The sequence below is a fragment of the Pseudomonas sp. R5(2019) genome, from assembly GCF_009905435.1.
In the GTDB taxonomy this organism is placed as follows: Bacteria; Pseudomonadota; Gammaproteobacteria; order Pseudomonadales; family Pseudomonadaceae; genus Aquipseudomonas.
The window spans coordinates 20,133-44,690 of the sequence record NZ_JAAAMT010000026.1; the positions used below are offsets into that span (position 1 = coordinate 20,133).

A 24,558-nucleotide genomic window follows, 5' to 3' on the forward strand; every position below is an offset into this window, starting at 1 on the left:
TGGTTGTTTACTGGCAGGCCCCGCAGGCGTGGCGTATCCTTCATGTCAGTCCCGGCTTTGGGACGACTTCCATTTTCTGCCTTTGATCCGGAGTTCTCTAGAATGTCTGCTGGATGGCTGCGCGCGTCTGCGCTGGTAATGATAGGACTGTTCAGCGTGTCGGCGCTGGCCAAGGACAAGCCACCGACGGCGATCGTCGTCGGTGGCGGCCTGGCCGGCCTGACGGCTGCCTATGAACTGCAGAACAAGGGCTGGCAGGTCACGCTGCTCGAGGCCAAGCCCGGCATGGGCGGGCGTTCGGGCATGGCCACCAGCGAGTGGATCGGCAACAGCAAGACCCAGCCGGTGCTCAACCGTTACCTGGACACCTTCAAGCTGACCACACTGCCCGCGCCGGAATTCGTCCGCACGCACAGCTACCTGATCGACGGCGAGCACTTCACCGTCGCGGACCTGGCGACCAAGCAGCCGACCACGGCCGAAGCGATCAAGCGCTACGAAAAAACCCTGGACGACTTGGCTCGCTCCATCGAGGACCCGCTGAACCCGCAGGCCAACAGCACCCTGTTCGCCCTTGACCAGATCAACGTGTCGACCTGGCTGGACAAACTGCAGCTGCCTACGACCGCGCGTCAGCTGATCAACCAGCAGATTCGCACCCGTTATGACGAACCGTCGCGTCTGTCGCTGCTCTACTTCGCCCAGCAGACTCGCGTTTATCGCGGCGTTAACGACCGTGACCTGCGCGCCGCCCGTCTGCCAGGCGGCAGCCCGGTACTGGCCCAGGCATTCGTCAAGCAACTGAAGACCATCAAGACCAGCTCGCCGGTATCCAGCATCAGCCAGGACAAGGACGGCGTGAGCGTGAAGGTTGGCACCGCAGACTACAAGGCCGATTACGTGGTGGTGGCGGTGCCGCTGCGTGCCCTGAGCCGGATCCAGTTGACGCCGGGCCTTGATGCGCAGCACATGAATGCCATCAAGGGCACCAACTACGGCTGGCGTGACCAGATGATGCTCAAGTTCAAGAACCCGGTATGGGAAAGCCGTGCGCGGATGTCCGGCGAGATCTATAGCAACGCCGGCCTTGGCATGCTCTGGATCGAGCCAGCGCTCAAGGGCGGCGCCAACGTGGTGATCAACCTGTCGGGTGACAACGCTCGACTGCTGCAAGCCTTTGGCGACAAGCAGATGGTTGACCAAGTGTTGATCCGTCTGCACGCGTTTTACCCGCAAGCTCGCGGTGCGTTCACCGGTTACGAGGTGCGTCGTTACAGCACCGATGCCGGCACCGGCGGCGCCTACCTGGCTTACGGCCCGGGCCAGATCAGCAAATACTGGCGCCTGTGGGAGCGTCCGGTGCAACGCATCACCTTTGCCGGTGAGCATACCGACGCCCTGCATCCAGGCACGCTGGAAGGCGCTCTGCGCAGCGGTCAGCGTGCTGCCAGCCAGGTTCAGGACCTGGCCGCCGGCAAGTCGTTTGACGTGGCCAAGGCGGCCCCGGTCGCAGCGGCGGCGGCAGCCGGTGCAGCGGTAGCGGGTGCGGCGGTAGCCGCCAAAGACAGCAAACCTGGCTTCTTCGCGCGGCTGTTTGGTTGGGGTGGCGATGCAGACGCGGCCAAGCCTGTGGCGAAAACGCAAGCACCTGTTGTGGCTCCGGTGATCCCGACGGCTGCTGTAGTCGCGCCGGTGGTGGCACCGGCTGTTGCACCCGCCCCGGCTCCCGCCAAGCCAGAGCCTGTGAAAAAAGCTTCGGTGAAAGCGCCGCCGGTCAAACAGCCAGCAGCCAAGACTGAAGCGGCGAAGAAAGCGGCAGCTCATCCGGCTCCAGCCCAGAAGGCCACCGCCAAGGCAGAGCCTGTGAAGAAAAAGACCACGACTGCTCAATAAATCCATGCGTTGGCGGCCTTGTGTAGGAGCAAGGCTTGCCTGCGATGGCATCACCGCTAGGTGTCAGGTACACCGCAGCGCCTGCATCGCGAGCAAGCTTCGCTCCCACAAGTGTGCGGCTCAGCTTCTCGGGTTTGCCCCCAAATATAGAATCTCCGGCCATTGGGACGCGCTAGCCCCGATGCTGCGTTAATGTTTCCTTAACGACCGTGTGAAAAAACTACTGTTCGTATTTCTCGATATTTCAAAGCGAAATTTTCCGCTTTAATTCGATATTTAAAAAGTTAGTCTTGAACACAGTTCTTACAGGAAATGATGCTCATGCAACTGCGCAACTCTGCTTCTCGTTACGGTCTGGTCAGCATTGTCCTGCACTGGGGCGTGGCGCTTGTGGTGTTCGGTTTGTTCGGGCTTGGGTGGTGGATGGTCGGGCTCGACTACTACAGCTCATGGCGCCATACCGCACCCGACTTGCACAAGGGCATTGGCCTGATTCTGCTGGCGGTCATGGTATTGCGCGTGATCTGGCGCTTCATCAGCCCACCGCCGCCATCCCCTCCCAATCATGGTCCGCTGACCCGCATGGCCGCCAAGATCGGCCATGGGCTGCTGTACGTTGGCCTGTTCGCGGTGATGATCGCCGGTTACCTGATCTCCACTGCCGAGGGCGACCCGATCTCGGTCTTTGGCCTGTTCGATGTTCCAGCACTGATCAGTGACCTGCCTGATCAGGCCGATGTGGCCGGCGAGATTCATCTGTATCTGGCCTGGGGCCTGGTGATCTTTGCCTTGCTGCACGCCCTGGCCGCCTTGAAACACCACTTTATCGACCGTGACGCGACCCTGACGCGAATGCTGGGCCGCAAAGCTTGATGTTTATCCTCAACTCCCAAGGAATATAAAGCATGTTGAAAAAGACTCTTGCCGCTCTGGCGCTCGGAACGGCGTTGCTGTCGGCTGGCCAGGCGATGGCTGCCGACTACACCATCGACAAGGAAGGCCACCACGCATTCTTCAACTTCAAGATCAATCACCTGGGCTTCAGCTTCATCACCGGTACCTTTGCGGACTTCGACGGCACCTTCAGTTTCGACGCCAAAGCCCCTGAGGCCAGCAAAGTTGCAGTGATCATCAAGACCAAGAGTCTGACCACCCAGCACGCCGAGCGCGACAAGCACATCAAGAGCAAGGACTTCATCGACGCCGGCAAATTCCCGGAAGCCAAATTTGTGTCGACTTCGGTTAAATCCACCGGCGAGAAAACTGCTGACGTGACCGGCGACCTGACCTTGCACGGCGTCACCAAGCCAATCGTGGTCAAGGCCACCTTCAATGGCGAAGGTGATGATCCATGGGGCGGCTACCGTGCTGGCTTCAACGGCACCTCGACCATCAAACTGGCCGACTTCGGCATCAAGGCCCCAGGCTCGGCTTCGCAAACCCTGGACCTGGACATCTCGTTCGAAGGCGTCCAGAACAAGTAAGCGATACGCACCCACAAAAACGCCGCCCCGAGGGGCGGCGTTTTTGTTATGCCGAGGAAAAATCAGCGATTGCGAGTCAGCAAGGCCGGCTTTTCACCACGCGGACGACTTGGCAGTTGGTCCAGTTGCTCGGGCGTCGGGAAACGATCGACTTTCGATTCCTTGTGCACGATCTTTGGCTGCTTCTGGCCGGATCGCGGGTTGGCGACTGCAGGCTCCTGACGCGGCTGATCGTCACGCGCCGGGCGCCGGTTGCGTGCACCGCCACCACCACCGCCGTCGCGACGTGGCTGACTGCTGCCGCCACCGCTGCGTGGGCCGCTGCGCTTGGCACCTTCGCCAGTACCTGCGCCTTCCTTGCGCGGGCCGGTGCTACGGCCTTGCGGGCGGGCACCTGGAGCAGCAGCGCCACCTGCCGCGGCAGGCGCGCCCGGACGACGGTTGCGGTTGCCCTGGCCCGGTTTGTTCTGGTACGGGCTTACGTAGTCAGCGCGGTTACCAAAGTTGTCGACTTCATCATCCAGAAACTCTTCCGGATCACGGTTTTGCGGCGTAGCGGGTGCGCTGGCTTGTGCGGTCCTGGCTGGACGAGGCTTTTTTTCTCGACCCTGGCGCTCCGGGCGAGCGGCTGCGGCTGGTTTCTCCTTGCCTTTGTCTTTCCCTTTGTCCTTGCGACCGCCAGCATTGGCAGCGGCGCCTTCACCCCGAGGGGTGCGGCTGTTACGCGGGTTGGCGGCAGGGCGCTCGCGCACTTCGGGCTTTTCAGCCTCGACGGCAGAAGCGTCGAAGCCCATCCAGTCGCCATCCGCAATTTTTTGCCGGGTGACGCGCTCGATGCTCTTGAGCAGTTTATCTTCGTCCGGGGCCACCAGCGAGATCGCCTCGCCGCTGCGACCGGCACGGCCGGTACGGCCAATGCGGTGCACATAGTCTTCTTCGACGTTCGGCAGTTCGAAGTTGACCACGTGCGGCAGCTGATCGATGTCCAGGCCGCGGGCAGCAATGTCGGTGGCGACCATGATGCGCACGTTATTGGCCTTGAAGTCGGCCAGGGCTTTGGTCCGCGCGTTCTGGCTCTTGTTGCCGTGAATGGCGGCGGCGGTCAGGCCGTGCTTTTCAAGGTACTCGGCCAGGCGGTTGGCGCCGTGCTTGGTGCGGGTGAACACCAGCACCTGTTCCCAGGCACCCTGGGTGATCAGGTGCGCCAGCAGGGCACGCTTGTGGCTGGCTTGCAGACGATAAACGCGTTGCTCGATACGCTCGACCGTGGTGTTCGGCGGCGTGACTTCGATGCGCTCGGGGTTGTGCAGCAGCTTGTCGGCAAGGTCGGTGATGTCTTTGGAGAAAGTTGCCGAAAACAGCAGGTTCTGACGCTTGCTCGGGAGGCGCGCGAGGACTTTTTTCACGTCGTGAATAAAGCCCATGTCGAGCATGCGGTCGGCTTCGTCGAGCACCAGGATTTCAACGTGGGCCAGATCGACGCTGCCCTGGCCGGCCAGGTCCAGCAGACGCCCCGGGCAGGCGACCAGCACGTCGACGCCGCGGGACATGGCCTGTACCTGCGGGTTCATGCCGACACCGCCGAAAATGCAGGCGCTGACGAAGTTCAGGTCGCGGGCGTAGACCTTGAAGCTGTCATGCACCTGGGCGGCCAGTTCGCGGGTTGGGGTCAGTACCAGCACGCGTGGTTGACGCGGGCCGTGACGCTGGGATTTGTCCGGATGGCCGTTGGGGAACAGACGTTCGAGGATCGGAAGCGCGAAACCGCCTGTTTTGCCGGTACCTGTCTGCGCCGCGACCATCAAGTCGCGACCTTGCAACACGGCGGGAATCGCCCGCTGTTGCACTGGAGTGGGCTGGGTGTAGCCCGCTGCCTCGATAGCGCGGACTAGAGCCTCGGAGAGACCGAGGGAAGCAAAGGACATGGGAAATCCTGTTCTAGTTAGGGCTTTGCCCGATGGGATGATCGTGCCTGGCGCGACGAACGCATGGGTATGCTGTCGCGTCCGGTCCAGCCGGGTCTTCAATGCGCAACCGAGGCGGCTGAATGGGCGAAGGCCTACGTTTCAGCGGGTCGGGATGCCTTTTGCAAGACGGGGCGTCCGGGCGTAAGCCTGGCGGGAAGGCTGGAGTATAACAGAGCAATCAACGTGCGCTGCTTTCCCGCTGCTCAACGGTTTTGCCGAGGGTTTCAGCCTCGTGCGCTGGAGCAGGGGCTTGTGCGTCGAGGTCGCTGAGTTCGCCACCAAAATAACGGGCATTGAGCGTGGCGTAGGCCGGCTCGCGCTTGAACCGCTTGAGCTCGGCGGCGAAGCGCTGGGCCAGCAGGTCCATGCCGACATTACGGCGCACGGCCAGGTATTGTTTTTCCCGGCTCATGACGATGGGCAGTTCGCTGATCCGGCCTTCAAGCCCCAGGGTCTTGATTGCCAGGCGGCCGACGCGGCGGTCGGTAATCAACAGATCGATCCGGCCGCGTTCGAGCTTGCCGAAGTTGGCTTCGTGGGTGGGCGCCGGCTCGCGCTTGAACAGGGTCGACTCTCGAAAGGCCTGGCTGTAGGTGTACCCCGGCGAGGTGCCGACGGTGAGCCCGCGCAAGTCCTCCAGGCGGTCGACGCGGTGAGGGCGATCATTGGCCTGAAACAGGGCGAACTCCACGTCCGAGAGCGGCTCGCTGGGGTAGTAGAGCTGATCTTCGCGCTGGGCGGTACGGAAAATATCGAGCACGCCGTCCGCCTGGCCGGTTTCGAGCATGGCCAGGCAACGTCGCCACGGCAGGAACTGCCATTCGACTTCGATCCCCAGGCGTTCGAACACCAGGGCGGTCACCTCATAGTCGATGCCTTTGGGCTTGCCGTCCTCCAGGTAGACATAGGGCGCCCAGGGTTCGGTGACAATGCGCAGTTTTTCGGCCTGAGCAGTAGCGCTCAGACACACGAAGAGCAACGCTGTCAGAAACCGGAAGAGAACAGGCATGAGTCTGAGAGTACGCCGAGCCGCCGGTAAAAAACCAGTGGTGAAACGTAAAGGATGAGATAGAAGCGTTAACTGCCGGAGGGGGCTCACAAAAAAGCCCCGGCAAAATGCCGGGGCTTCAGGTGGCTGACGACCCCCAAATCTACCTGCTGAATTCGACTGTAGGAGCAAGGCTTGCCTGCGATGGGGCCGACGCAGAAACCAGGGCCGCTGCGCGCCCCATCGCAGGCGAGCCTTGCTCCTACCTACAGCAGGTCAGCGCGGCAGCTTGAGGTTGTTCCAGATCGCCAGGCTCGGTTCCGCCTGGTTCAAGGTGTAGAAATGCAGCCCCGGTGCGCCGCCTTGCAGCAGTTGCTCGCACATTTCGGTAATGACGTGCTCACCAAAGGCCTGGATGCTCTTCACGTCATCGCCGTAGGCTTCCAGCTGCTTGCGGATCCAGCGCGGGATTTCCGCACCGCAGGCATCGGAGAAGCGGGCCAGCTTGCTGTAGTTGGTGATCGGCATGATCCCCGGTACAACCGGAATATCAATACCCAGCTTCTGCACGCGCTCCAGGAAGTAGAAATAGCTGTCGGCGTTGAAGAAGTACTGGGTGATCGCGCTGTTGGCGCCAGCCTGGGCCTTGCGGACGAAATTGTTGATGTCGTCTTCGAAGTTGCGGGCCTGGGGGTGCATTTCCGGGTAGGCAGCCACTTCGATATGGAAGTGATCGCCGGTCTCTTCACGAATGAAGCTGACCAGGTCGTTGGCGTGGCGCAGCTCGCCGCTGGCTATGCCCATGCCCGACGGCAAGTCGCCGCGCAGGGCAACGATGCGGCGGATGCCGGCAGCCTTGTACTCGGCCAGCAGGGCGCGCAGGTCGGCCTTGCTGTCACCCACGCACGACAAGTGCGGAGCAGCCGGGATTTTCACTTCGCTCTCCAGCTGCAGCACGGTGTTGAGCGTGCGGTCGCGGGTCGAACCACCGGCACCGTAGGTGCAGGAGAAGAAGTCGGGGTTGTAGCTGGCCAGCTGGCGGGCAGTGGCGAGCAGTTTTTCGTGGCCAGCGTCGGTCTTGGTTGGGAAGAACTCGAAGCTGTAGCGACGTTCTTGAGACATGGTCGTATCCTTGGAAGCTCAAAGGCCGAATGCTTGCTTTTGTGTGTAGGAAGCACGGCTTGCCGGCGATGGGGTCGACGCAGACCCTGGGGCCGCTGCGCGCCCCATCGCGGGCAAGCCCCAATGCCGGTCAGTTAAGCACAGACTCTGTGGGAGCGGATTTATCCGCGAATCCATTCACCGCGGTTTTTCTGGCATTGCGCGGTGCCTTCATTCGCGGATAAATCCGCTCCCACATGGATCTCGCCTTAACTGACCGGCATTGGGGCAAGCCTTGCTCCTACACAGAAAGCAACCGATCAGTAGCGGTAGGCGTTCGGCTTGAACGGGCCTTCCACGGTCACGCCGATGTACTCGGCCTGTTTCGGGGTCAGCTGAGTGACCACGCCGCCGAAGCCGCGGACCATTTCCAGGGCCACTTCTTCGTCCAGCTTCTTGGGCAGCACTTCTACGGTCAGGCGCTCGGCCTTGTCGGCAGCCGACAGGTCGGCGTACTTCTGGGCGAACAGGTGGATCTGCGCCAGCACCTGGTTGGCGAAGGAGCCGTCCATGATCCGGCTCGGGTGGCCAGTGGCGTTGCCCAGGTTGACCAGACGGCCTTCGGCCAGCAGGATCAGGTAGTCGTCGTTGTGCGGGTCGAAATCGCCAGCGCCGGTGCGGTGGATCTTGTGGACCTGCGGCTTGACCTCTTCCCATGCCCAGTTCTTGCGCATGAAAGCGGTGTCGATTTCGTTGTCGAAGTGGCCGATGTTGCAGACAACGGCACGCTTCTTCAGCGCTTTGAGCATGTTGGCGTCGCAGACGTTGACGTTACCGGTGGTGGTGACGATCAGGTCGATCTTGCCCAGCAGGGCCGCGTCGATGCTGGCTTCGGTGCCGTCGTTGATGCCGCCCTTGAAAGGCGAAACCACTTCGAAACCGTCCATGCAAGCCTGCATGGCGCAGATCGGGTCAACTTCGGTGACCTTGACGATCATGCCTTCCTGGCGCAGGGACTGGGCCGAGCCCTTGCCCACGTCACCGTAGCCGATAACCAGCGCTTGCTTGCCGGACAGCAGGTGGTCGGTACCACGCTTGATGGCATCGTTCAGGCTGTGACGGCAACCGTACTTGTTGTCGTTCTTGCTCTTGGTCACCGAGTCGTTGACGTTGATGGCCGGGATTTTCAGCTCACCCTTGGCCAGCATGTCCAGCAGGCGGTGCACGCCAGTGGTGGTTTCTTCGGTCACGCCGTGGATCTTTTCCAGCATGGCCGGGTATTTCTTGTGCAGGATTTCGGTCAGGTCACCGCCGTCGTCCAGCACCATGTTGGCGTCCCATGGCTGACCGTCCTTGAGGATGGTCTGCTCGATGCACCACTCGTACTCTTCTTCGGTCTCGCCTTTCCAGGCAAACACAGGGATGCCGGCAGCAGCGATGGCGGCAGCGGCCTGGTCCTGGGTGGAGAAAATGTTGCAGGACGACCAGCGCACTTCGGCACCCAGGGCAACCAGGGTTTCGATCAGCACGGCGGTCTGAATGGTCATGTGGATGCAGCCAAGGATCTTCGCGCCCTTGAGCGGTTGCTCACCTGCGTATTTGCGGCGCAGGCCCATCAGCGCAGGCATTTCCGATTCGGCGATGATGGTTTCGCGACGGCCCCAGGCGGCCAGGGACATGTCGGCGACTTTGTAATCGGTAAAACCTGCAGGCGTGTTTACAGCGCTCATGAAGAGCCTCCATTCGTAGTGTGCGAATGGGCGCCGTTGTGCGTTTGAGGCCCGCCAGGCAAGCCTGAGCGGACAACGCCCCATCCGAGCCTGACAGGTCTGACCTGCTGCAGCGCCCCTCGGACAGGTGGCGGGAACGGTATCAAGTGGTGATGACCGTTTTGAAACGGTGCCGATTATAGCCGCGCCTGCGTTTTCAGACCATAGTCGATGACCAATGGAGCGATAGCCCAACGTCTGCCATTATTCAGGGCATCAATGGTAAAGCTGGTCAGGAGTGAACATGAATTTTCATACCCGAAAATGGGTCAAGCCTGAAGACCTTAACCCCAACGGCACGCTGTTCGGCGGCAGCCTGCTGCGCTGGATCGATGAAGAAGCGGCCATCTATGCCATTGTTCAGTTGGGCAACCAGCGGGTGGTGACCAAGTACATCTCGGAAATCAACTTCGTCAGCGCCTCGCGCCAGGGTGACATCATCGAGCTGGGCATCACCGCCACCGAATTCGGCCGCACATCGATCACTCTGATGTGCGAAGTGCGCAACAAGATCACCCGCAAGAGCATCCTTACCGTCGACAAAATGGTGTTTGTGAACCTCGGTGAGGATGGCTTGCCGGCCCCTCATGGTCGAACTGAAATCAAGTACATCAAGGACCAGTTCGACATCGAAGCTTGATGTCAGGCGGGTTCTGAAACACCGCGCACCCGTCGGCCAATGCGATGCGCCCAAGTCCACGTCGTTGCAGCCAGCAGCAAAAAAGATCGGTAGAGTTCGAAACCCCTTGATGGCTTTTGACCGATTTCACTAAGGATTGTGGCGTGGAAGCAACCGGGCTTGTGCTGGTCGCGGCACTTTTGCATGCGACCTGGAATACCCTGATCAAATTCAGCGCCGAGCGCCTGCTGGTGATCGCCAGCATGGACGCGGTGGCGCTGCTGTTTGCGGTCTGCATGGTGGCCTTTGTTCAGGTGCCACCGCAGGAAATCTGGCCGTGGATGCTGGCCTCGACGGCGTTCGAATTACTGTATCGCTACTTGCTGATCCAGGCGTATCGGGTCGGTGACCTTGGGCTGGTCTATCCCTTGATGCGCGGGCTGTCGCCGTTGGTGGTGCTGGCGCTGACGCTGATTTTTGCCGGCGAAGTGCTCACCACTACGCAGATCATCGGCATTCTGTTGATCCCGTTCGGCATGCTTTGCCTGCTCTGGCAGGGCGGAGGCGGTGATCGCTTGCCCTGGTCGATGCTACCGGTGGTGGCGCTGATCGGCCTGTGCATCGGCTGTTACACCTGGCTCGATGGCCAGGCCATCCGGCGCTGGTCGCAGCCGCTGGATTACCTGGTCTGGCTGACCCTGATCAGCGCCTGGCCTTACCCGCTGCTGGCGGTGGTCGCGCGGCGCAATCCGTTCGTTTTGTTCTGGAAAACCCAGTGGCGTCTGGGGCTCGGCGTCGGCTTTTGCGTGCTGTTCAGCTATGCGCTGGTGCTGTGGGCCATGCAGCTGGGCTCGGTCGCAGAAGCGGCGGCATTGCGCGAGGTCAGCGTGATTCTGGTGGTGCTGATGGGCATGCGCTACCTCAAAGAACCCTTTGGCCGGCCACGGCTCCTGGCGTGTGGTTTGGTGCTGGTCGGCATGCTGATCATGAAGCTTTAACCCCCCAATCGAAAAAGGAATCTTCTGATGACCGTTGCCTTCTGGTGTGTGCTGATCGCTCTGTTTCTGCCCTATGTGTGCGCCCTGACCGCCAAGCTTGGCGGTGGGTTCGGCCTGCGCCAGAACCACGACCCGCGCACCTTTCTGGAAGGACTACAGGGTTTTCCCAAGCGTGCCCACGCGGCGCAGCTGAACAGCTTCGAAATCCTCCCGGCGTTCATCGCGGCGGTGATCATTGCCGATATCCTCGGCAATGCCGAACAGGTGACTCAGGATGTGCTGGCGGTAATGTTTATCACCAGCCGCCTGCTGTACATCATCTGCTACCTGGCTGATTGGGCGACGTTGCGCTCGTTGGTGTGGTTTGTGGGGTTGGGGTTGATTGTCAGTTTTTTCGTCGTCTCGATCTGACGGCCGCGCATTCAACCCCGATACACCACAAACCAGTCCCCTCTCCCTGAGGGAAAGGGTTAGGGTGAGGGCAGGTCGCAGCGGCTCACTCAGGGATTGGCCGCCACCTGCGCCACCTGCGGCAACGCTGCACCTTTGGGCCACAGCATCCAGATCTGCCCCTGCTGCTTCATGTTGCCCGCCAATTCGCCAGCGGCGTGGCCGGTGCCCCAGAACAGGTCCGCACGCACTTCGCCGGTGATGGCGCCGCCGGTGTCCTGAGCCGCCACCGGGCGAACCAGGCTGCTGCCGTCAGGCCGGGTGGTGGATAGCCACAACAGGCTGCCCAGTGGGATCACCTTGCGATCGATCGCCACGCTGTAACCGGCGGTCAGCGGCACGTTCAACGAACCGCGCGGGCCTTCGTTGCTGTCCGGGCGGGTGCTGAAAAATACGTAGCTCGGGTTGCTGGCCAGCAGCTCCGGAACCCGGCTCGGGTTGGCGGTCGCCCAGTCATGGATCTTGCCCATGGTCACTTCTTCTTTCTTCAACTGCCCTTGCTCCACCAGCCAGCGGCCGATCGGGCGGTAGGGGTGGCCGTTCTGGTCGGCATAGCCGATGCGCAACTGGCGGCCGCTGTCGAGCTGGATGCGGCCCGAGCCCTGGATTTGCAGGAATTGCAGGTCCATCGGGTCGGTCAACCAGGCCAGTACCGGCGCCTTCACACCGTTGCTGTTGATGGCGGCTGCGTCGTCGTAAGGCTTGAGCGTGCGGCCTTCGAGCCGACCACGCAGGCGCTTGCCCTTGAGTTCCGGATAAACGCTGTCGAGGGCGACCACCACCAGGTCGTCCGGCACGCCGTAGACCGGCACCGACGCCTCGGTTGTGGCGCTCAAACTGCCCTTGTAGACCGGCTCGTAGTAACCCGTGATCAAGCCGTTGGCGTTGCCTTCGGCCGATTGCAGGCCGTAGACCTGAAGTTGCGATTTGAGGAAGTCGCGAATCGCCGCCGGTGTTTCCGGCACGCCCGCCGCCGCGCTGCAGGGCGCGGCCCAGATCGGGTCGCTCTTCAAGCGGGCACAGGCACTGCGCCAGGCGCCGAAGCCGGCCATCAGGTCGTTGTCGGCAACGGCTGGCAAATCTGCCCAGGCCCCTTGCTTGTAGGTGGCGATGGCGTGGGTGGCAGGTTTGTCATCGCCGCCATTGCAGCCAGCGAGCAAGGCGATGATCGGGGCAGCCCAGAGCAGGCGGCGCATCGGGGTATTCATGGGCGTGGTTCCTCGCCGGGCTGGCGGCTGTCTACCGCGTGCAGCCCTTGATATTAATAAGGCTATTGGTCTTTAGGGGTGACACGGGGATACTGGCGGCCGATTCATGAAACAGACGCCATCATGACCTTGAAAAGACTTTCCATCCTTTTGCTGGCCTGCCTGACCCTCACCGCCTGCGGCGGAGTCGATCCCAATTCGCCGCTGGGGCAACGCAAGGCCATCTTCAAGCAGATGCTCAAGACCAGCGAAGACCTGGGTGGCATGCTGCGTGGGCGGCTGGCCTTCGACGGGCAGACATTCGCCGATGGCGCGGTCAAGCTGGACAGTTTGTCTCGCGAGCCGTGGAAGCATTTCCCGCAGGTGCAAGAGGCCGATCATACCAGTGCCAAGGCCGACGTCTGGCAGAAGCAGGCGCGCTTTCAAGCACTGGCCCAGGCGCTGGAGTCGACCACCGGTGAGTTGGTGATTGCGTCCCGCGGCCAGCCGCTCAAGGCCAGCGCGCTGGCGGCGCCCATGCAGAAGGTCGAAGACAGCTGCAAGGCCTGCCACCAGGAGTTTCGCGACCATTGAGCCAGCTACGGCTTACTTGTCCAGCTCGTCCAGTGCCTGTTGCAGCTCCTTGCGCGACTCGGCGAGTTTGTCCTTGCGCTTGTTGATCCTCTCGGCGTCGCCTTTTTTCATCGCCTTGTCCAGGTCCGCCTGACGCTTGCCGACTTCGTGGCGAGCCTCGAGCACCTTGTTTTCACGCTCCTTTTTCAGGGAGGCGTCAGTGCAGTTGGCGGTGACTTCGCTGAGGGCCTTCTCCAGGCCAGCCTGCTGTTCGCTGTTGCCGTGGGCACGCGCTTGCTCGAGTTGCGTGCTGATGGCCTGGCGCTTGGCGGCGCACCCGGTCAGGCCGGGTTGTTCTTCGGCGGCAGACACATGCATGGCCAGCAGCCCACAGGCGGCAATCAAGGCAAGGCGGGGAAACAGGGTCATGGTGGCTCCATACTGACAAGGCCACGCTCATGGGGGGGCGTGGCACTTGCGGTTGTTCATTCGGCCGCTCCTGCTGGATTGGCGTCTCTGGTGGAGATGGTGCCGGGATAACGCAAAATTAGAAACCCTCGATTTGGGCACGGCGTAATTGTTCGCTAAGCCGAATAACTTGAGGGTCGCGAAAAAATGCCACCAATTGTGTGGCGCGCCCCGGGCCTATACCTGGTTCAGCCTGCCACTGCAGCGGCGTACGCGCAGCCAGTGTAGACCACGAGTTACCGAGATCGAGCCCCCGTGGGGCCGGCACACCCAGCGCGGTCAGCCAACGCTGGAAAGGTTGTTGCCGAGTATTGCGAAACCCGTCTGCCAGCGTCGTACGGGTCAGCGCACCGATGCCGGGAATGTCTATCAGGTCATCGACTTCGAGCCTGACCCAATCAGCCAACCCTTTGATCCGGCCGCTGTCGATCAGGGTTTGCCAGGTGCCCGGCCCGACGTGGGGGATCGCCAGGCCCTGTTTGCCGCCCAGCCAGTTCAGGCGGGCGAGGAACTGGCCTTCGCACCCGGCGCTCGGTTCCCAGCAGCTCAAGGCATGGTAAGTGCCAGCCTGGGGCGGCTTGATCTCGGGCCGGGGTTCGCGGCGCTCGAGCACCGTATCCAGCCGTGGGATGGTGGCGCCGGCCAGGCTGATGCTGACTTGATCGCCCGGGCGGATATCCAGCTGTTGCCAGCGTTTAAGCGAACCGAGGCTGATCTGGCGAACCTGGCGGTCATCCAACTGTACCGGCTCCACGGTCAGCATCGGCGTGATCCGACCGGTACGCCCGACATTGAACTGAACCTCGCGGACCCGTGTTTGCGCCTGCGCGAACGGGTACTTCCAGGCCGCGATCCAGTACGGCGCAGCGGCCCGCCAGCGCTCGGCGGGCGGACGACGGCTTTCGCGCAACACCACGCCGTCGGTGGCAAAGGGCAGGGGTGAGCGGTACCAGCGATCGCGCCACCTTGCCGCTTCAAACAGATCGTCGACCTTGATGCTGAACAGTACGGGTTCGACGAAGCCCAATTGCTCCATTCGTTGCAGGCGCTCGAGCTGGGTTTCAGGGCCCTGCGGCCAACCCCAGATGAACAGGCCCAGCGTCGCACCCTCGTCATTTGTCAGCTGTTTGCGCGCCATCAGTCCGGCTACTTTGCTGCGTGCATTGAGCCCGCCAGCCTCGGCCTGGACATGACTGTCCAGCTGCAAGTACAGCTCACCCTGCAGGACCAGATCGAGCGCTTGCGGCAGCTCTCGATTAACGCCTGAGAGGGTGGGGATGTGAGTGCTCCAGTCATGGCCGTGGCGACCATTGCCGCGGCTGATGAGTTGCGTCAGCCGGCCACTGCGATAAATCGCGGTGACGGCCACGCCATCGACCTTGGGCTGAATCCAGACCTCGCTACGATGACGCAGCCAGTCTTCGACGGCCTTGGCGTTTTCAAGCTTTTTCAAACCGGTGTGGGCGAAGGGGTGCGGGATAGGGCCAGCCGCTGTCTTCAGGGGTTCGGGCGGCACCTGGCCGGTATCCGGAAAGCAACGCAGCCAGGTGGTGAGTCGTGTGCGGTTCTGGTCGTAGAGCTCGTCGGGGATCAGCGAAATGCCAAGGCGATGGTAATGGTCGTCCCATTCGCTCAGGCGCTCGCTGAGCCGGGTGATTTCCTGCCGGGCCTGGGGTGCTGACCAGTTTGGGCAGTGAGCGGCCTGGGCGGTGAGTATCCAGCAGAGCAACAGCAGACCGATCCAGGGTCTTGGCATGGCGAGTGTCCTTACTCGACGAAGAGGGAACTCGTAGCCTAGAAATGGAAGCGCGATGGTGCGCTGGAACTTGGTGAGCAGATATGTATGCACACCCTCTCCCTCCGGTAGGAGCCGGCTTTAGCCGCGATGGGGCGCGCAGCGGCCCCTGCACCACCGCGATCTCACGCCCTACAAGCAAGACTGACAACCCCAGTCTCACAGGCCATGGCACGTTGCAACAAATGTAGGAGCGGATTTATCCGCGATGCGCCGCGCGGGCGGCGCTCGATCTCAAGAACAATGGAAAAACCAAGGTAGGCACCTCCCACGGCTCTTGCGATCTGCTGGCAGGCCCCCTCGCCTCCTCCATCAGAATGAAGAGGGTTGCCTGAGGACCGTATCAAGGCTTCCAAGCGCTTGCCTGGGGTTTTCCGGCGCTGCCGAAATCGAGCGCCGCCCGCGCGGCGCTTCGCGGATAAATCCGCTCCCACATTTGTTGCAACGTGCCATGGCCTGTGAGATTGGGGTTGTCAGCCTTGCTTGTAGGGCGGGAGATCGCGGTGGCGCACGCAAAAAAAGCCCCGCCTAGGCGGGGTTGAGGTACGAGCGTGGCAGCTCGAAAACGGTGTGGCGTGGCTCCCCGCAGGGCAGGGAGCCAGCACAGCATTACAGCAGCATGGTGCGGATATCGTAGGACAGCGACAGCGACAGGGGCAGCATCAGCTTCGGCTGGAAGGCTTTGCCGTCCCAGACCGGCTGGATGGTTGCCTTGGAGACACCCAGGATCGCCAGCGCCGCCAATGTGGCCGAGGCTGGAAATGGTGAAGCAAGCGCCTTGCATGTCGTCAGCCGACAGCTTTTTGGTCCGGGCTTTTTCAGCCAGGGCCGCCGCTTCGCCAGCCAGTTGCAGCAGGCTCTTCTGGTCGACGTTCTTGATGACCGGTACCAGCAGGCCATCCCGCCGACACAGCGTTTTCGGATATTTCTTCGTTTCTTGCAGATCGGTCTGCTTTCGCCCCCAGTCGGATTAGCCGTCCCATGCTCCCTTCCATTGTGAGAAGGAGGTCGGCATGGCTACGTGTTATTTCGTTATCCAGGGTGATACCACCACGACCGGCGGCAAAGTGCTGAGCGGGTCGCCGCTGTACATCATCGAGAATGTTCCCGTGGCGGTACTCGGCACGCCGGTCTTCTGCCCGGCGTGTGGGCTTGAAGGGCAAATCATCGAAGGCAACCCCTATTGGATCATCGACGGTCAGCCTGCCGCGCATGACGGGCATGAAGTCGCTTGCGGCTGTGCACCGGGTAGCCATCGTCTGGTCTCCAGCCAGCGTATTTCTTCTATCGAGGGTGCGACGGTGCGGGCTGCGGGGCATTCGTCAGGCGAGGATCGGGCATTGAGTCCACCTGCGGTGCTCCGACCTGGCAGGACTTATCGCGATTCGATGCAAACAGAGGAATACGAGGAGGAAGAGGAAGAAGTCGAGATGGAAGATGAGGCGGTGGTAGCGGTTACCCTGCGCATTGGGGTGTTCTTCGATGGGACGGGGAATAACGCCACTAACTCGATGTTGGGAGCGCAGTGCAACTCGGAGATGGCGGTGTCGGCTGATGAGGCGGCTGTTGTGTGCAAGCCCTATATGAGCGATCCGGACAGCAGTTATGGGAATGATGTGACGAATATCAAGAAGTTGAGTGACCTGTACTACGCACTAGATAAGGTTGAAGAGGGTGGGGCGCAGGGCTTCCTATCCATTTATGTTGGTGGCATTGGTACTGTGGCAGGCGAAAAGGACAGTCTGCTGGGAGCCGCTATGGGGCGCGGTAAGACTGGCGTTGCGGGCCGTGTGGAGCATGCCATTGCGCGAGTTAGCACTGAAGTTAAAACGTTTAAGGGGAAAAATCCGTCATGCAAAATTAGTCATCTGATTTTTGATATCTTTGGGTTCAGCCGAGGTGCTGCTGCCGCTCGCCACTTCGCCAATGAAATCGCCCTCGGCGGAAATGGGCCGCTGCAAGCGGTATTGAAAAATAATAAGATGGCGTTCACTCAATCATTCGAAGTTGATTACCAGCGCGATCTTGAAGTCGGTTTCATTGGCCTGTTCGACACCGTTGCTTCGGTTGGCGGCTGGACCAATTTCGGTTATGTCCGCAGTCCTCATGCGCCAGGGATAAATCTTCACCTGCCGCGTAATCGGTTCCCGAATGTGGTGCATCTGGTCGCTCGTGATGAAGTTCGCGTGAACTTCGCACTGAATCGGGTCGGCCCCGACCATGAGGAACTTGTGTTTCCTGGCGTGCATTCGGATATAGGCGGCGGTTACCACGCGAGCGCAGAGGAGCGGGTGCTGATATCGCCGATGTTGGCAGAGTCAGTAAGCGTTGATACGCCGCTGGAACATACCAGCATCTACAAATTCGCCCTTCGGGCTTATGACGAATATCGCGCCGCAGGTTGGCCCGCCGAGATGCTTGAGATAGTCACGCCGGCTTCGAAGCTTTTGCCAGTTGATTCGCAGGACCGGCTGGGCATTCGCCAAAAGCAGGTATTTGTCGGTCTTGAACTCAGGCGCCAAGTCCAAGGCGAGCTGTCGAGGGTGTATTTGAGGGTGATGCATGCGTTGGCGAAACAGAAAGGGGTACCCTTCGTGGACATATCCGAAGATCCAGATCTCATCATTCCAGACGAGCTTCGCCCCTACTGCGAGCGCCTTGTGCGAGGTGAATATCGTATGACCTCGCAAGAAGCGCACCTGCTCAAGCTCCGCTACATTCACGCCTCTGCTCATTGGAACCCACCCACTGCTTTACAGGGGAGTAAACCTCGCACAGGGCTGCTGCTCTACGTTAATGCCCCCAGCAAGAACTCCAAACGCGTACTTCATCCGCATGCACCCGTGGGAGGGTACTGGTGATGCGAGCACTACTTATATTGGTGAGTATTCTACTGAGTACTGGCTGTCGGGTATTGGACCCATTATCGGCAGAGCGAGATCCCCATTCACCTTGGTGGGATCTGAAATTTACCGCGCCTTTCTACATGCACGCTTATGTGGAGCACAGTGCGGTCGTTGATACCTCGAACAGGGTGTTTCATCGTCGCGGCGGTGGCTTACATGGAGGCGAGCCGAAAAGAGAGGGGGTGTCTGCAACGGACTGGTCCGGGTTCGGGGCTAAGAGCCACCTCGTAACTGGAGCGGAGCTCCCACAGCGTATTTATGTGCGCTGGCAGTCCTTGGCCGAACCGCAAACTTACGATGCCTGGGTCGAAATCCCGGACGAAGCACGGCAAATCATGAAAAAAACCACATCCAGACGATGTCCCAACTATCCAGATAGAGAGTCGCCGTATTACGCCAGTCTGACGCTGGGGCTTGCCCCCGGCGGTATTGTCCAGGCCTGGACTTTTGATGAGTGCTATAAGCCGATCAAAATCGCGCGTGCGGAAGGCGATGTGGTACCGCTGGGCCCCTTCCTGGGCAAGAACGAAGGCCGCTACGCCTACCCGGTCAGCGAAAGATCCAGGCGCTATATCGAGCGCTTCGGCATTCCCTACGGCAGTTGGTAGTCCTTTTCTCCAAACCAAAAATAAAGCCCCGACCAGTCACCCGGTCGGGGCTTTTTCAGCAGCAGCAGCCTGTTACAGGCCAGCCGATGCGCGCAGTGCTTCGACGCGGTCGGTGCGTTCCCAGGTGAAGGTGGTGAAGGTGTCGTCGCCAACAGTCACTTCAACCGGGGTACGACCGAAGTGGCCGTAGGCAGCGGTCGCCTGGTACATCGGGTGCAGCAGGTCGAGCATGGTGGTGATCGCGTACGGGCGCAGGTCAAAGTGCTCGCGCACCAGCTGGATGATCTTGTCATCGGACAGCTTGCCGGTGCCGAAGGTGTTCAACGAGATCGACGTCGGCTGAGCAACACCGATGGCGTAGGAAACCTGGATCTCGCAACGCTCGGCCAGGCCCGCGGCAACGATGTTCTTGGCCACGTAGCGGCCGGCGTAGGCCGCCGAACGGTCAACCTTCGACGGGTCTTTACCGGAGAAGGCACCGCCACCGTGACGGGCCATGCCGCCGTAGGTGTCGACAATGATCTTGCGACCGGTCAGGCCGCAGTCGCCCACCGGGCCACCGATGATGAAGTTACCGGTCGGGTTGATGTGGAACTGGGTGTCCTTGTGCAGCAGTTCGGCAGGCAGGGTGTGCTTGACGATCAGCTCCATGACGGCTTCACGCAGGTCTTTCTGGGACACTTCCGGGTTGTGCTGGGTCGACAGAACAACGGCGTCGATCCCGACAACGCGGCCATTCTCGTAACGGCAGGTGACCTGGGACTTGGCATCCGGGCGCAGCCATGGCAGCAGGCCGGACTTGCGCGCTTCGGCCTGACGCTCGACCAGGCGGTGCGAGAAGCAGATCGGCGCTGGCATCAGCACGTCGGTTTCGTTGCTGGCGTAGCCGAACATCAGGCCCTGGTCGCCGGCGCCCTGATCTTCAGGCTTGCTGCGGTCCACGCCCTGGGCGATGTCGACCGACTGCTTGCCGATGATGTTCATCACCGCGCAAGTCGCGCCGTCGAAGCCGACGTCGGAGCTGTTGTAGCCGATGTCGACGATGACTTTACGAACGATTTCTTCCAGATCGACCCAAGCCGATGTGGTGACTTCGCCAGCGATGATCGCGACACCGGTTTTCACCAGGGTTTCGCAGGCGACGCGGGCGAATTTGTCTTGCGCGATGATGGCGTCCAGCACCGCATCAGAAATCTGGTCGGCGATTTTGTCTGGATGCCCTTCGGACACGGACTCGGAGGTGAAAAGGGAATATTCGCTCATCTCGACGGGTTCCTAAATTTACCGATGGTGAGTGTCGCCAGCCGTCCGCCGGAAATGGCGAACCTGTATCTGGAAACCGTTACGCAAGCCCACATAAAGGCTGTCACCGGGAATCAGTCCGGCGGCTGTGGCCCAACGGGCCAGATCTTCCTGTTCAAACCCCAGCCAGAGATCTCCACAGGCCTGTCGGGCCCAGCTCTGGTCGTGGCTGCACAACTCGGTGACCAGCAGGCTGCCGCCGGGTTTGACCCGGTTGGCCAGCTGGCGCAGGGCCTGGTCCGGTGCGCTGAAATGGTGCAGGACCATGTTCAACACCACGCAATCGGCCTGCAATTGCAACTCGCCCAGTGCGTCGGCCAGTTGCAGGGTGACGTTTGTCAATGCTTCGCGCTGGCAGACCTGCCGGGCCAGTTCAAGCATCTCCGGGCTGTTGTCCATGGCCCAGACCTGATTGAAGCGGCGCGCCAGCTCCGGCAGAAAGCCGCCGTCACCGGGGCCGACTTCCAGGGCGCAAGCCTCAGGGCCGAAGCTCAGCTTGTCGAGCAGCGCCAGCAGGCTTTCGCGGTACTGCGGCAATCCGGCGATCAGGTCTTGCTGAGCACGGAATTTTTCCTCGACCCGCGAGAAGAAATCCTGGCTGGCCGCGGCGCGTTGCTGCTGGACCTGGCCGATGCGGGCCAGCACGTCCAGTGGCAGGTGCAGGCCGTCGACTTCTTCGAGCAACGCCGTGTGCAGCTTGCCGCCCAGATTGACGGTGTCGGGCAGCGCACGGCGGTAGAAAATCGCATTGCCTTCACGGCGCGTTGCCACCAGCTCGGCCTGGGCCAGGACCTTGAGGTGGTGGCTCATGCCGGACTGACCAATGGCAAAAATCTGCGCCAACTCCAGTACGCCATACGAATCGCTGGCCAGTACGCGCAGCACATTGAGCCGCAGCGGGTCGCCGCCGGCCTTGCACAGGGCAGCCAGCTGATCGCTGTGTTCGTGGCCAATCGAGGGTACGCGCAGGTTCATGGGGCGGCAGTCTAGTGAGGGGGCGCCTGACCCGCAAGGGCAATATCAAAACTTTTTGATATTGCACGATGGACGGAGCCGAATCTGCTGTCGGACGGTCCAAATCACAGACAATTTGGTGATTCGCGCCATCGGTGCAGGAAAATAGTGCGCCTGCGACTATCCGTCATTGCCCAGAGGGCTCGGAGTGGGCGAAAATGCGCGTCTTTTTTCTGTCGTACTACTTTTAAGCCCCAGGAGATAAGCGATGCCCAGCCGTCGTGAGCGTGCCAACGCCATTCGTGCCCTCAGCATGGATGCCGTGCAAAAAGCCAACAGCGGCCATCCGGGTGCCCCGATGGGCATGGCGGATATCGCCGAAGTACTTTGGCGTGACTACCTCAAGCACAACCCAGGCAACCCGGCGTTCGCCGACCGTGACCGTTTCATCATGTCCAACGGTCACGGCTCGATGTTGATCTATTCGTTGCTGCATCTGACCGGTTACGACCTGTCGATCGACGACCTGAAAAACTTCCGTCAGCTGCACAGCCGTACCCCGGGCCACCCGGAATACGGCTATACCCCGGGTGTCGAGACCACCACAGGTCCCCTGGGTCAGGGTCTGGCCAACGCCGTGGGCTTCGCCCTTGCGGAAAAGGTGCTGGCGGCCCAGTTCAACCGCGAAGGCCACAACATCGTCGATCACCACACCTATGTGTTCCTGGGTGATGGTTGCATGATGGAAGGCATTTCCCACGAAGTCAGTTCCCTGGCCGGTACCCTGGGTCTGGGCAAGCTGATCGCCTTCTATGATGACAACGGCATCTCCATCGATGGCGAAGTCGAAGGCTGGTTCACCGATGACACGCCAAAGCGTTTCGAAGCCTACAACTGGCAGGTGATCCGCAATGTCGACGGCCATGACGCCGACGAAATCAAGACCGCCATCGAAACCGCGCGCAAGAGCGATCGGCCGACGCTGATCTGCTGCAAGACCATCATCGGCTTCGGCTCGCCCAACAAGCAGGGCAAGGAAGACTGCCACGGTGCGCCGCTGGGTGACGCGGAAATCGCCCTGGCCCGTGAAGCGTTGAATTGGCACCACGGCCCGTTCGAAGTCCCGGCCGATATCTATGCCGAGTGGAACGCCAAGGAAGCCGGCGCTGCCGCCGAGGCCGAGTGGGACCAGCGTTTTGCGGCCTACTCCGCGGCCTTCCCTGAGCTGGCCAACGAGCTGGTTCGTCGCCTGAGCGGCGACCTGCCGGCCGACTTCTCGGAAAAAGCCGACGCTTACATCGCTGAAGTCGCGGCCAAGGGCGAAAACATCGCCAGCCGCAAAGCCAGCCAGAATGCCCTGAACGCATTCGGCCCGCTGCTGCCGGAATTCCTCGGCGGTTCGGCTGACCTGGCCGGTTCCAACCTGACCCTGTGGAAAGGTTGCAAGGGCGTCAGCGCTACAGACGCCAGCGGCAACTACATGTTCTACGGCGTGCGCGAGTTCGGCATGAGCGCGATCATGAACGGCGTGGCCCTGCACGGTGGTTTCGTACCGTACGGCGCAACCTTCCTGATCTTCATGGAGTACGCCAGCAACGCCGTGCGCATGTCCGCATTGATCAAGAAGCGCGTGCTCTATGTGTTCACCCACGACTCCATCGGTCTGGGCGAAGACGGCCCGACTCACCAGCCAATCGAGCAACTGGCCAGCCTGCGCTGCACGCCGAATCTCGACACCTGGCGTCCATGCGACGCGGTCGAATCGGCCGTGGCCTGGAAGTACGCTATCGAACGTGACGACGGTCCGTCGGCATTGGTGTTCTCCCGCCAGAACCTGACGCACCAGAGCCGTAACGCGCTGCAGCTGGGCGACATCGCCCGCGGCGGCTACGTACTCAAGGACTGTGCTGGCGAGCCGGAGCTGATCCTGATCGCAACCGGTTCGGAAGTCGGTCTGGCCGTTCAGGCCTTTGACAAACTGACCGAGCAAGGCCGCAAGGTGCGCGTGGTTTCCATGCCCTGCACTTCGGTGTTCGATGCCCAGGACGCGGGCTACAAGCAGTCGGTCCTGCCGCTGCAGGTCAGTGCGCGGATTGCCATCGAAGCAGCCCACGCCGACTACTGGTACAAGTACGTGGGCCTGGAAGGCCGCGTCATCGGCATGACCACCTTTGGCGAGTCGGCACCTGCTTCGGCGCTGTTCGAAGAGTTCGGTTTCACCCTGGAGAACATCCTGGGTCAGGCTGAAGAACTGCTGGAAGACTAAGTCCGGACCTTGTGTCGTCTGGTCCATTGTCATCGCGGGCAAGCCTTGCTCCCACAAAAGCCACCCCACAGATGTGGAGCGGGGAATGTGGGAGCAAGGCTTGCCCGCGATGGCGATATCACAGACACCACAATCCTGAAGTGTTACACCGGTAATCGAGACCCCCAATGCCCCAACCGCGTCCCTACAAAGTTGCTCTGAACGGCTACGGCCGCATCGGTCGTTGTGTCTTGCGTGCGTTGGTCGAGCGCGGGGCGAAGGCCGGGTTTGAAATTGTCGCGCTCAATGATCTGGCCGATCAGGCCAGCCTCGAATACCTGACACGCTTCGACTCCACCCATGGCCGGTTCCCCGGCGAGGTGCGAATCGAGGGTGACTGCCTGCATATCAATGGCGACTCCATCAAAGTCTTGCGCAGCGCCACCCCCGAAGGCATCGACTGGGCCGCCCTGGGTGTTGACCTGGTGCTGGAATGCTCCGGCGCCTACCACACCCGCGAAGATGGCCAGCGTTTTCTTGATGCCGGTGCTCCACGGGTGCTGTTCTCGCAGCCCATGGCCAGCGAGGCCGACGTGGATGCCACCATCGTCTACGGCATTAACCAGGATTGCCTGACTGGCCAGGAGCGGCTGGTCTCCAACGCATCCTGCACCACCAACTGCGGCGTACCGCTGTTGCGCGTGCTCGACCGGGCCTTTGGCCTGGAGTACGTGTCGATCACCACCATCCACTCGGCGATGAACGATCAACCGGTGATCGATGCCTATCACCACGAGGACCTGCGCCGCACGCGTTCGGCCTTCCAGTCGGTGATTCCGGTGTCCACTGGTCTGGCGCGTGGCATCGAACGACTGCTTCCGGAACTTGCCGGGCGAATTCAGGCCAAAGCGGTACGTGTGCCGACCGTGAACGTCTCGTGCCTGGACATCACCCTGCAGACCGCCCGCGACACTGACGCGGTCGAAGTCAACCGGGTGCTCCGCGAGGCGGCCGCCAGTGGCCCGCTAAAGGGCTTGCTGGCCTACACTGAGTTGCCACACGCCAGTTGTGACTTTAATCATGACCCACATTCGGCAATCGTCGATGCGAGCCAAACACTGGTCTCCGGCCCTCGGCTGGTGAACCTGCTGGCCTGGTTCGACAACGAATGGGGTTTCGCCAACCGCATGCTCGACGTAGCAGAGCACTATCTGCACGTCATTCATCAACCCAGCTTGCAAAAACCGTAAC

General features: G+C 61.1%; 20 protein-coding genes, 1 pseudogene and 1 riboswitch. Of the genes and pseudogenes, 11 read left to right on the forward strand and 10 right to left on the reverse strand.

What is annotated here, in order from left to right:
* Positions 1-102 precede the first annotated feature (102 nt).
* From GUY40_RS17195 to GUY40_RS17205, 3 genes are all read left to right on the forward strand, one after another.
* Entirely contained in the window at positions 103-1,893 is a 1,791-nt protein-coding gene (locus GUY40_RS17195) for a flavin monoamine oxidase family protein (RefSeq protein ID WP_166570108.1), read from the forward strand.
* 321 nt (positions 1,894-2,214) lie between these two features.
* Positions 2,215-2,766, forward strand: a complete 552-nt coding sequence (locus GUY40_RS17200; RefSeq protein ID WP_166570109.1) for a cytochrome b — start codon at positions 2,215-2,217, stop codon at positions 2,764-2,766.
* A 32-nt stretch (positions 2,767-2,798) separates the two neighbouring features.
* Entirely contained in the window at positions 2,799-3,377 is a 579-nt protein-coding gene (locus tag GUY40_RS17205; protein WP_166570110.1) for a YceI family protein, read from the forward strand.
* Between the two features lie 62 nt (positions 3,378-3,439).
* Here GUY40_RS17205 and GUY40_RS17210 read toward each other — a convergent pair whose 3' ends face one another.
* The 4 genes from GUY40_RS17210 to ahcY all read right to left on the reverse strand — a co-directional run bounded on the left by GUY40_RS17210 (position 3,440) and on the right by ahcY (position 9,163).
* Complete coding sequence (locus GUY40_RS17210) at positions 3,440-5,302, reverse strand: DEAD/DEAH box helicase (RefSeq protein WP_166570111.1); 1,863 nt, start codon at positions 5,300-5,302, stop codon at positions 3,440-3,442.
* 220 nt (positions 5,303-5,522) lie between these two features.
* Positions 5,523-6,353 (reverse strand): ABC transporter substrate-binding protein, encoded by an 831-nt coding sequence (locus GUY40_RS17215; RefSeq protein WP_166570112.1) that lies wholly within the window; start codon positions 6,351-6,353, stop codon positions 5,523-5,525.
* A 255-nt stretch (positions 6,354-6,608) separates the two neighbouring features.
* Entirely contained in the window at positions 6,609-7,454 is an 846-nt protein-coding gene (metF, locus tag GUY40_RS17220) for a methylenetetrahydrofolate reductase [NAD(P)H] (protein ID WP_166570113.1), read from the reverse strand.
* Between the two features lie 299 nt (positions 7,455-7,753).
* The gene (gene ahcY, locus GUY40_RS17225; RefSeq protein WP_166570114.1) at positions 7,754-9,163 is read right to left on the reverse strand and encodes an adenosylhomocysteinase; all 1,410 of its coding nucleotides are present in this window, start codon (positions 9,161-9,163) and stop codon (positions 7,754-7,756) included.
* Positions 9,164-9,184: 21 nt separating this feature from the next.
* Positions 9,185-9,290: riboswitch (S-adenosyl-L-homocysteine riboswitch) on the reverse strand.
* 156 nt (positions 9,291-9,446) lie between these two features.
* Here ahcY and GUY40_RS17230 point away from each other — a divergent pair.
* From GUY40_RS17230 to GUY40_RS17240, 3 genes are all read left to right on the forward strand, one after another.
* On the forward strand, positions 9,447-9,842 hold the full coding sequence (locus GUY40_RS17230) for an acyl-CoA thioesterase (RefSeq protein WP_166570115.1): 396 nt from the start codon (positions 9,447-9,449) through the stop codon (positions 9,840-9,842).
* 143 nt (positions 9,843-9,985) lie between these two features.
* Complete coding sequence (locus GUY40_RS17235; RefSeq protein ID WP_166570116.1) at positions 9,986-10,819, forward strand: EamA family transporter; 834 nt, start codon at positions 9,986-9,988, stop codon at positions 10,817-10,819.
* A 27-nt stretch (positions 10,820-10,846) separates the two neighbouring features.
* Entirely contained in the window at positions 10,847-11,230 is a 384-nt protein-coding gene (locus GUY40_RS17240) for an MAPEG family protein (protein ID WP_166570117.1), read from the forward strand.
* Positions 11,231-11,319: 89 nt separating this feature from the next.
* On the opposite strand, the gene GUY40_RS17245 is transcribed toward GUY40_RS17240, so the two are convergent.
* Complete coding sequence (locus GUY40_RS17245) at positions 11,320-12,477, reverse strand: murein transglycosylase A (protein WP_166570118.1); 1,158 nt, start codon at positions 12,475-12,477, stop codon at positions 11,320-11,322.
* A gap of 123 nt (positions 12,478-12,600) precedes the next feature.
* On the opposite strand from GUY40_RS17245, the gene GUY40_RS17250 reads away from it, so the two are divergent.
* Complete coding sequence (locus GUY40_RS17250; protein ID WP_166570119.1) at positions 12,601-13,050, forward strand: cytochrome c; 450 nt, start codon at positions 12,601-12,603, stop codon at positions 13,048-13,050.
* 12 nt (positions 13,051-13,062) lie between these two features.
* On the opposite strand, the gene GUY40_RS17255 is transcribed toward GUY40_RS17250, so the two are convergent.
* The 3 genes and pseudogenes from GUY40_RS17255 to GUY40_RS17265 all read right to left on the reverse strand — a co-directional run.
* Positions 13,063-13,458 (reverse strand): DUF1090 domain-containing protein, encoded by a 396-nt coding sequence (locus tag GUY40_RS17255; RefSeq protein ID WP_166570120.1) that lies wholly within the window; start codon positions 13,456-13,458, stop codon positions 13,063-13,065.
* A 118-nt stretch (positions 13,459-13,576) separates the two neighbouring features.
* Positions 13,577-15,253 carry an NAD-dependent DNA ligase LigB gene (ligB, locus tag GUY40_RS17260; protein ID WP_166570121.1) on the reverse strand — a complete coding sequence of 559 codons (1,677 nt, stop codon included), beginning with the start codon at positions 15,251-15,253 and terminating at the stop codon, positions 13,577-13,579.
* Between the two features lie 657 nt (positions 15,254-15,910).
* Positions 15,911-16,193 (reverse strand): annotated as a pseudogene (locus GUY40_RS17265) (2-oxo acid dehydrogenase subunit E2); the annotation flags it as partial.
* A 112-nt stretch (positions 16,194-16,305) separates the two neighbouring features.
* Between GUY40_RS17265 and GUY40_RS17270 the strand changes: the two are divergent.
* Together GUY40_RS17270 and GUY40_RS17275 are read left to right on the forward strand one after the other, a co-directional pair.
* On the forward strand, positions 16,306-18,153 hold the full coding sequence (locus GUY40_RS17270) for a PAAR domain-containing protein (protein ID WP_166570122.1): 1,848 nt from the start codon (positions 16,306-16,308) through the stop codon (positions 18,151-18,153).
* Positions 18,153-18,806, forward strand: coding sequence for a DUF2931 family protein (locus tag GUY40_RS17275; RefSeq protein WP_166570123.1), 654 nt, complete (start codon positions 18,153-18,155; stop codon positions 18,804-18,806). The genes GUY40_RS17270 and GUY40_RS17275 overlap by 1 nt, the downstream gene beginning before the upstream one ends.
* Before the next feature lie 72 nt (positions 18,807-18,878).
* On the opposite strand, the gene metK is transcribed toward GUY40_RS17275, so the two are convergent.
* Entirely contained in the window at positions 18,879-20,069 is a 1,191-nt protein-coding gene (gene metK, locus GUY40_RS17280; protein WP_166570124.1) for a methionine adenosyltransferase, read from the reverse strand.
* An 18-nt stretch (positions 20,070-20,087) separates the two neighbouring features.
* Entirely contained in the window at positions 20,088-21,083 is a 996-nt protein-coding gene (locus GUY40_RS17285) for a metalloregulator ArsR/SmtB family transcription factor (protein ID WP_166570125.1), read from the reverse strand.
* A gap of 247 nt (positions 21,084-21,330) precedes the next feature.
* On the opposite strand from GUY40_RS17285, the gene tkt reads away from it, so the two are divergent.
* Together tkt and epd are read left to right on the forward strand one after the other, a co-directional pair.
* A complete protein-coding gene (gene tkt / locus GUY40_RS17290; RefSeq protein ID WP_166570126.1) occupies positions 21,331-23,328 on the forward strand; it encodes a transketolase in 1,998 nt (665 codons plus the stop codon).
* 167 nt (positions 23,329-23,495) lie between these two features.
* The gene (epd, locus tag GUY40_RS17295; RefSeq protein WP_166570127.1) at positions 23,496-24,557 is read left to right on the forward strand and encodes an erythrose-4-phosphate dehydrogenase; all 1,062 of its coding nucleotides are present in this window, start codon (positions 23,496-23,498) and stop codon (positions 24,555-24,557) included.
* Position 24,558 lies beyond the last annotated feature (1 nt).

What these genes read in the sequence shown, in the direction of transcription:
- GUY40_RS17195 (WP_166570108.1), top strand. Translation starts at nt 103, where the DNA reads ATGTCTGCTGGATGGCTGCGCGCGTCTGCGCTGGTAATGATAGGACTG.
- GUY40_RS17200 (WP_166570109.1), top strand. Translation starts at nt 2,215, where the DNA reads ATGCAACTGCGCAACTCTGCTTCTCGTTACGGTCTGGTCAGCATTGTC.
- GUY40_RS17205 (WP_166570110.1), top strand. Translation starts at nt 2,799, where the DNA reads ATGTTGAAAAAGACTCTTGCCGCTCTGGCGCTCGGAACGGCGTTGCTG.
- GUY40_RS17210 (WP_166570111.1), bottom strand. Translation starts at nt 5,302, where the DNA reads ATGTCCTTTGCTTCCCTCGGTCTCTCCGAGGCTCTAGTCCGCGCTATC.
- GUY40_RS17215 (WP_166570112.1), bottom strand. Translation starts at nt 6,353, where the DNA reads ATGCCTGTTCTCTTCCGGTTTCTGACAGCGTTGCTCTTCGTGTGTCTG.
- metF (WP_166570113.1), bottom strand. Translation starts at nt 7,454, where the DNA reads ATGTCTCAAGAACGTCGCTACAGCTTCGAGTTCTTCCCAACCAAGACC.
- ahcY (WP_166570114.1), bottom strand. Translation starts at nt 9,163, where the DNA reads ATGAGCGCTGTAAACACGCCTGCAGGTTTTACCGATTACAAAGTCGCC.
- GUY40_RS17230 (WP_166570115.1), top strand. Translation starts at nt 9,447, where the DNA reads ATGAATTTTCATACCCGAAAATGGGTCAAGCCTGAAGACCTTAACCCC.
- GUY40_RS17240 (WP_166570117.1), top strand. Translation starts at nt 10,847, where the DNA reads ATGACCGTTGCCTTCTGGTGTGTGCTGATCGCTCTGTTTCTGCCCTAT.
- GUY40_RS17245 (WP_166570118.1), bottom strand. Translation starts at nt 12,477, where the DNA reads ATGAATACCCCGATGCGCCGCCTGCTCTGGGCTGCCCCGATCATCGCC.
- GUY40_RS17250 (WP_166570119.1), top strand. Translation starts at nt 12,601, where the DNA reads ATGACCTTGAAAAGACTTTCCATCCTTTTGCTGGCCTGCCTGACCCTC.
- GUY40_RS17255 (WP_166570120.1), bottom strand. Translation starts at nt 13,458, where the DNA reads ATGACCCTGTTTCCCCGCCTTGCCTTGATTGCCGCCTGTGGGCTGCTG.
- ligB (WP_166570121.1), bottom strand. Translation starts at nt 15,253, where the DNA reads ATGCCAAGACCCTGGATCGGTCTGCTGTTGCTCTGCTGGATACTCACC.
- GUY40_RS17270 (WP_166570122.1), top strand. Translation starts at nt 16,306, where the DNA reads ATGGCTACGTGTTATTTCGTTATCCAGGGTGATACCACCACGACCGGC.
- GUY40_RS17275 (WP_166570123.1), top strand. Translation starts at nt 18,153, where the DNA reads ATGCGAGCACTACTTATATTGGTGAGTATTCTACTGAGTACTGGCTGT.
- metK (WP_166570124.1), bottom strand. Translation starts at nt 20,069, where the DNA reads ATGAGCGAATATTCCCTTTTCACCTCCGAGTCCGTGTCCGAAGGGCAT.
- GUY40_RS17285 (WP_166570125.1), bottom strand. Translation starts at nt 21,083, where the DNA reads ATGAACCTGCGCGTACCCTCGATTGGCCACGAACACAGCGATCAGCTG.
- tkt (WP_166570126.1), top strand. Translation starts at nt 21,331, where the DNA reads ATGCCCAGCCGTCGTGAGCGTGCCAACGCCATTCGTGCCCTCAGCATG.
- epd (WP_166570127.1), top strand. Translation starts at nt 23,496, where the DNA reads ATGCCCCAACCGCGTCCCTACAAAGTTGCTCTGAACGGCTACGGCCGC.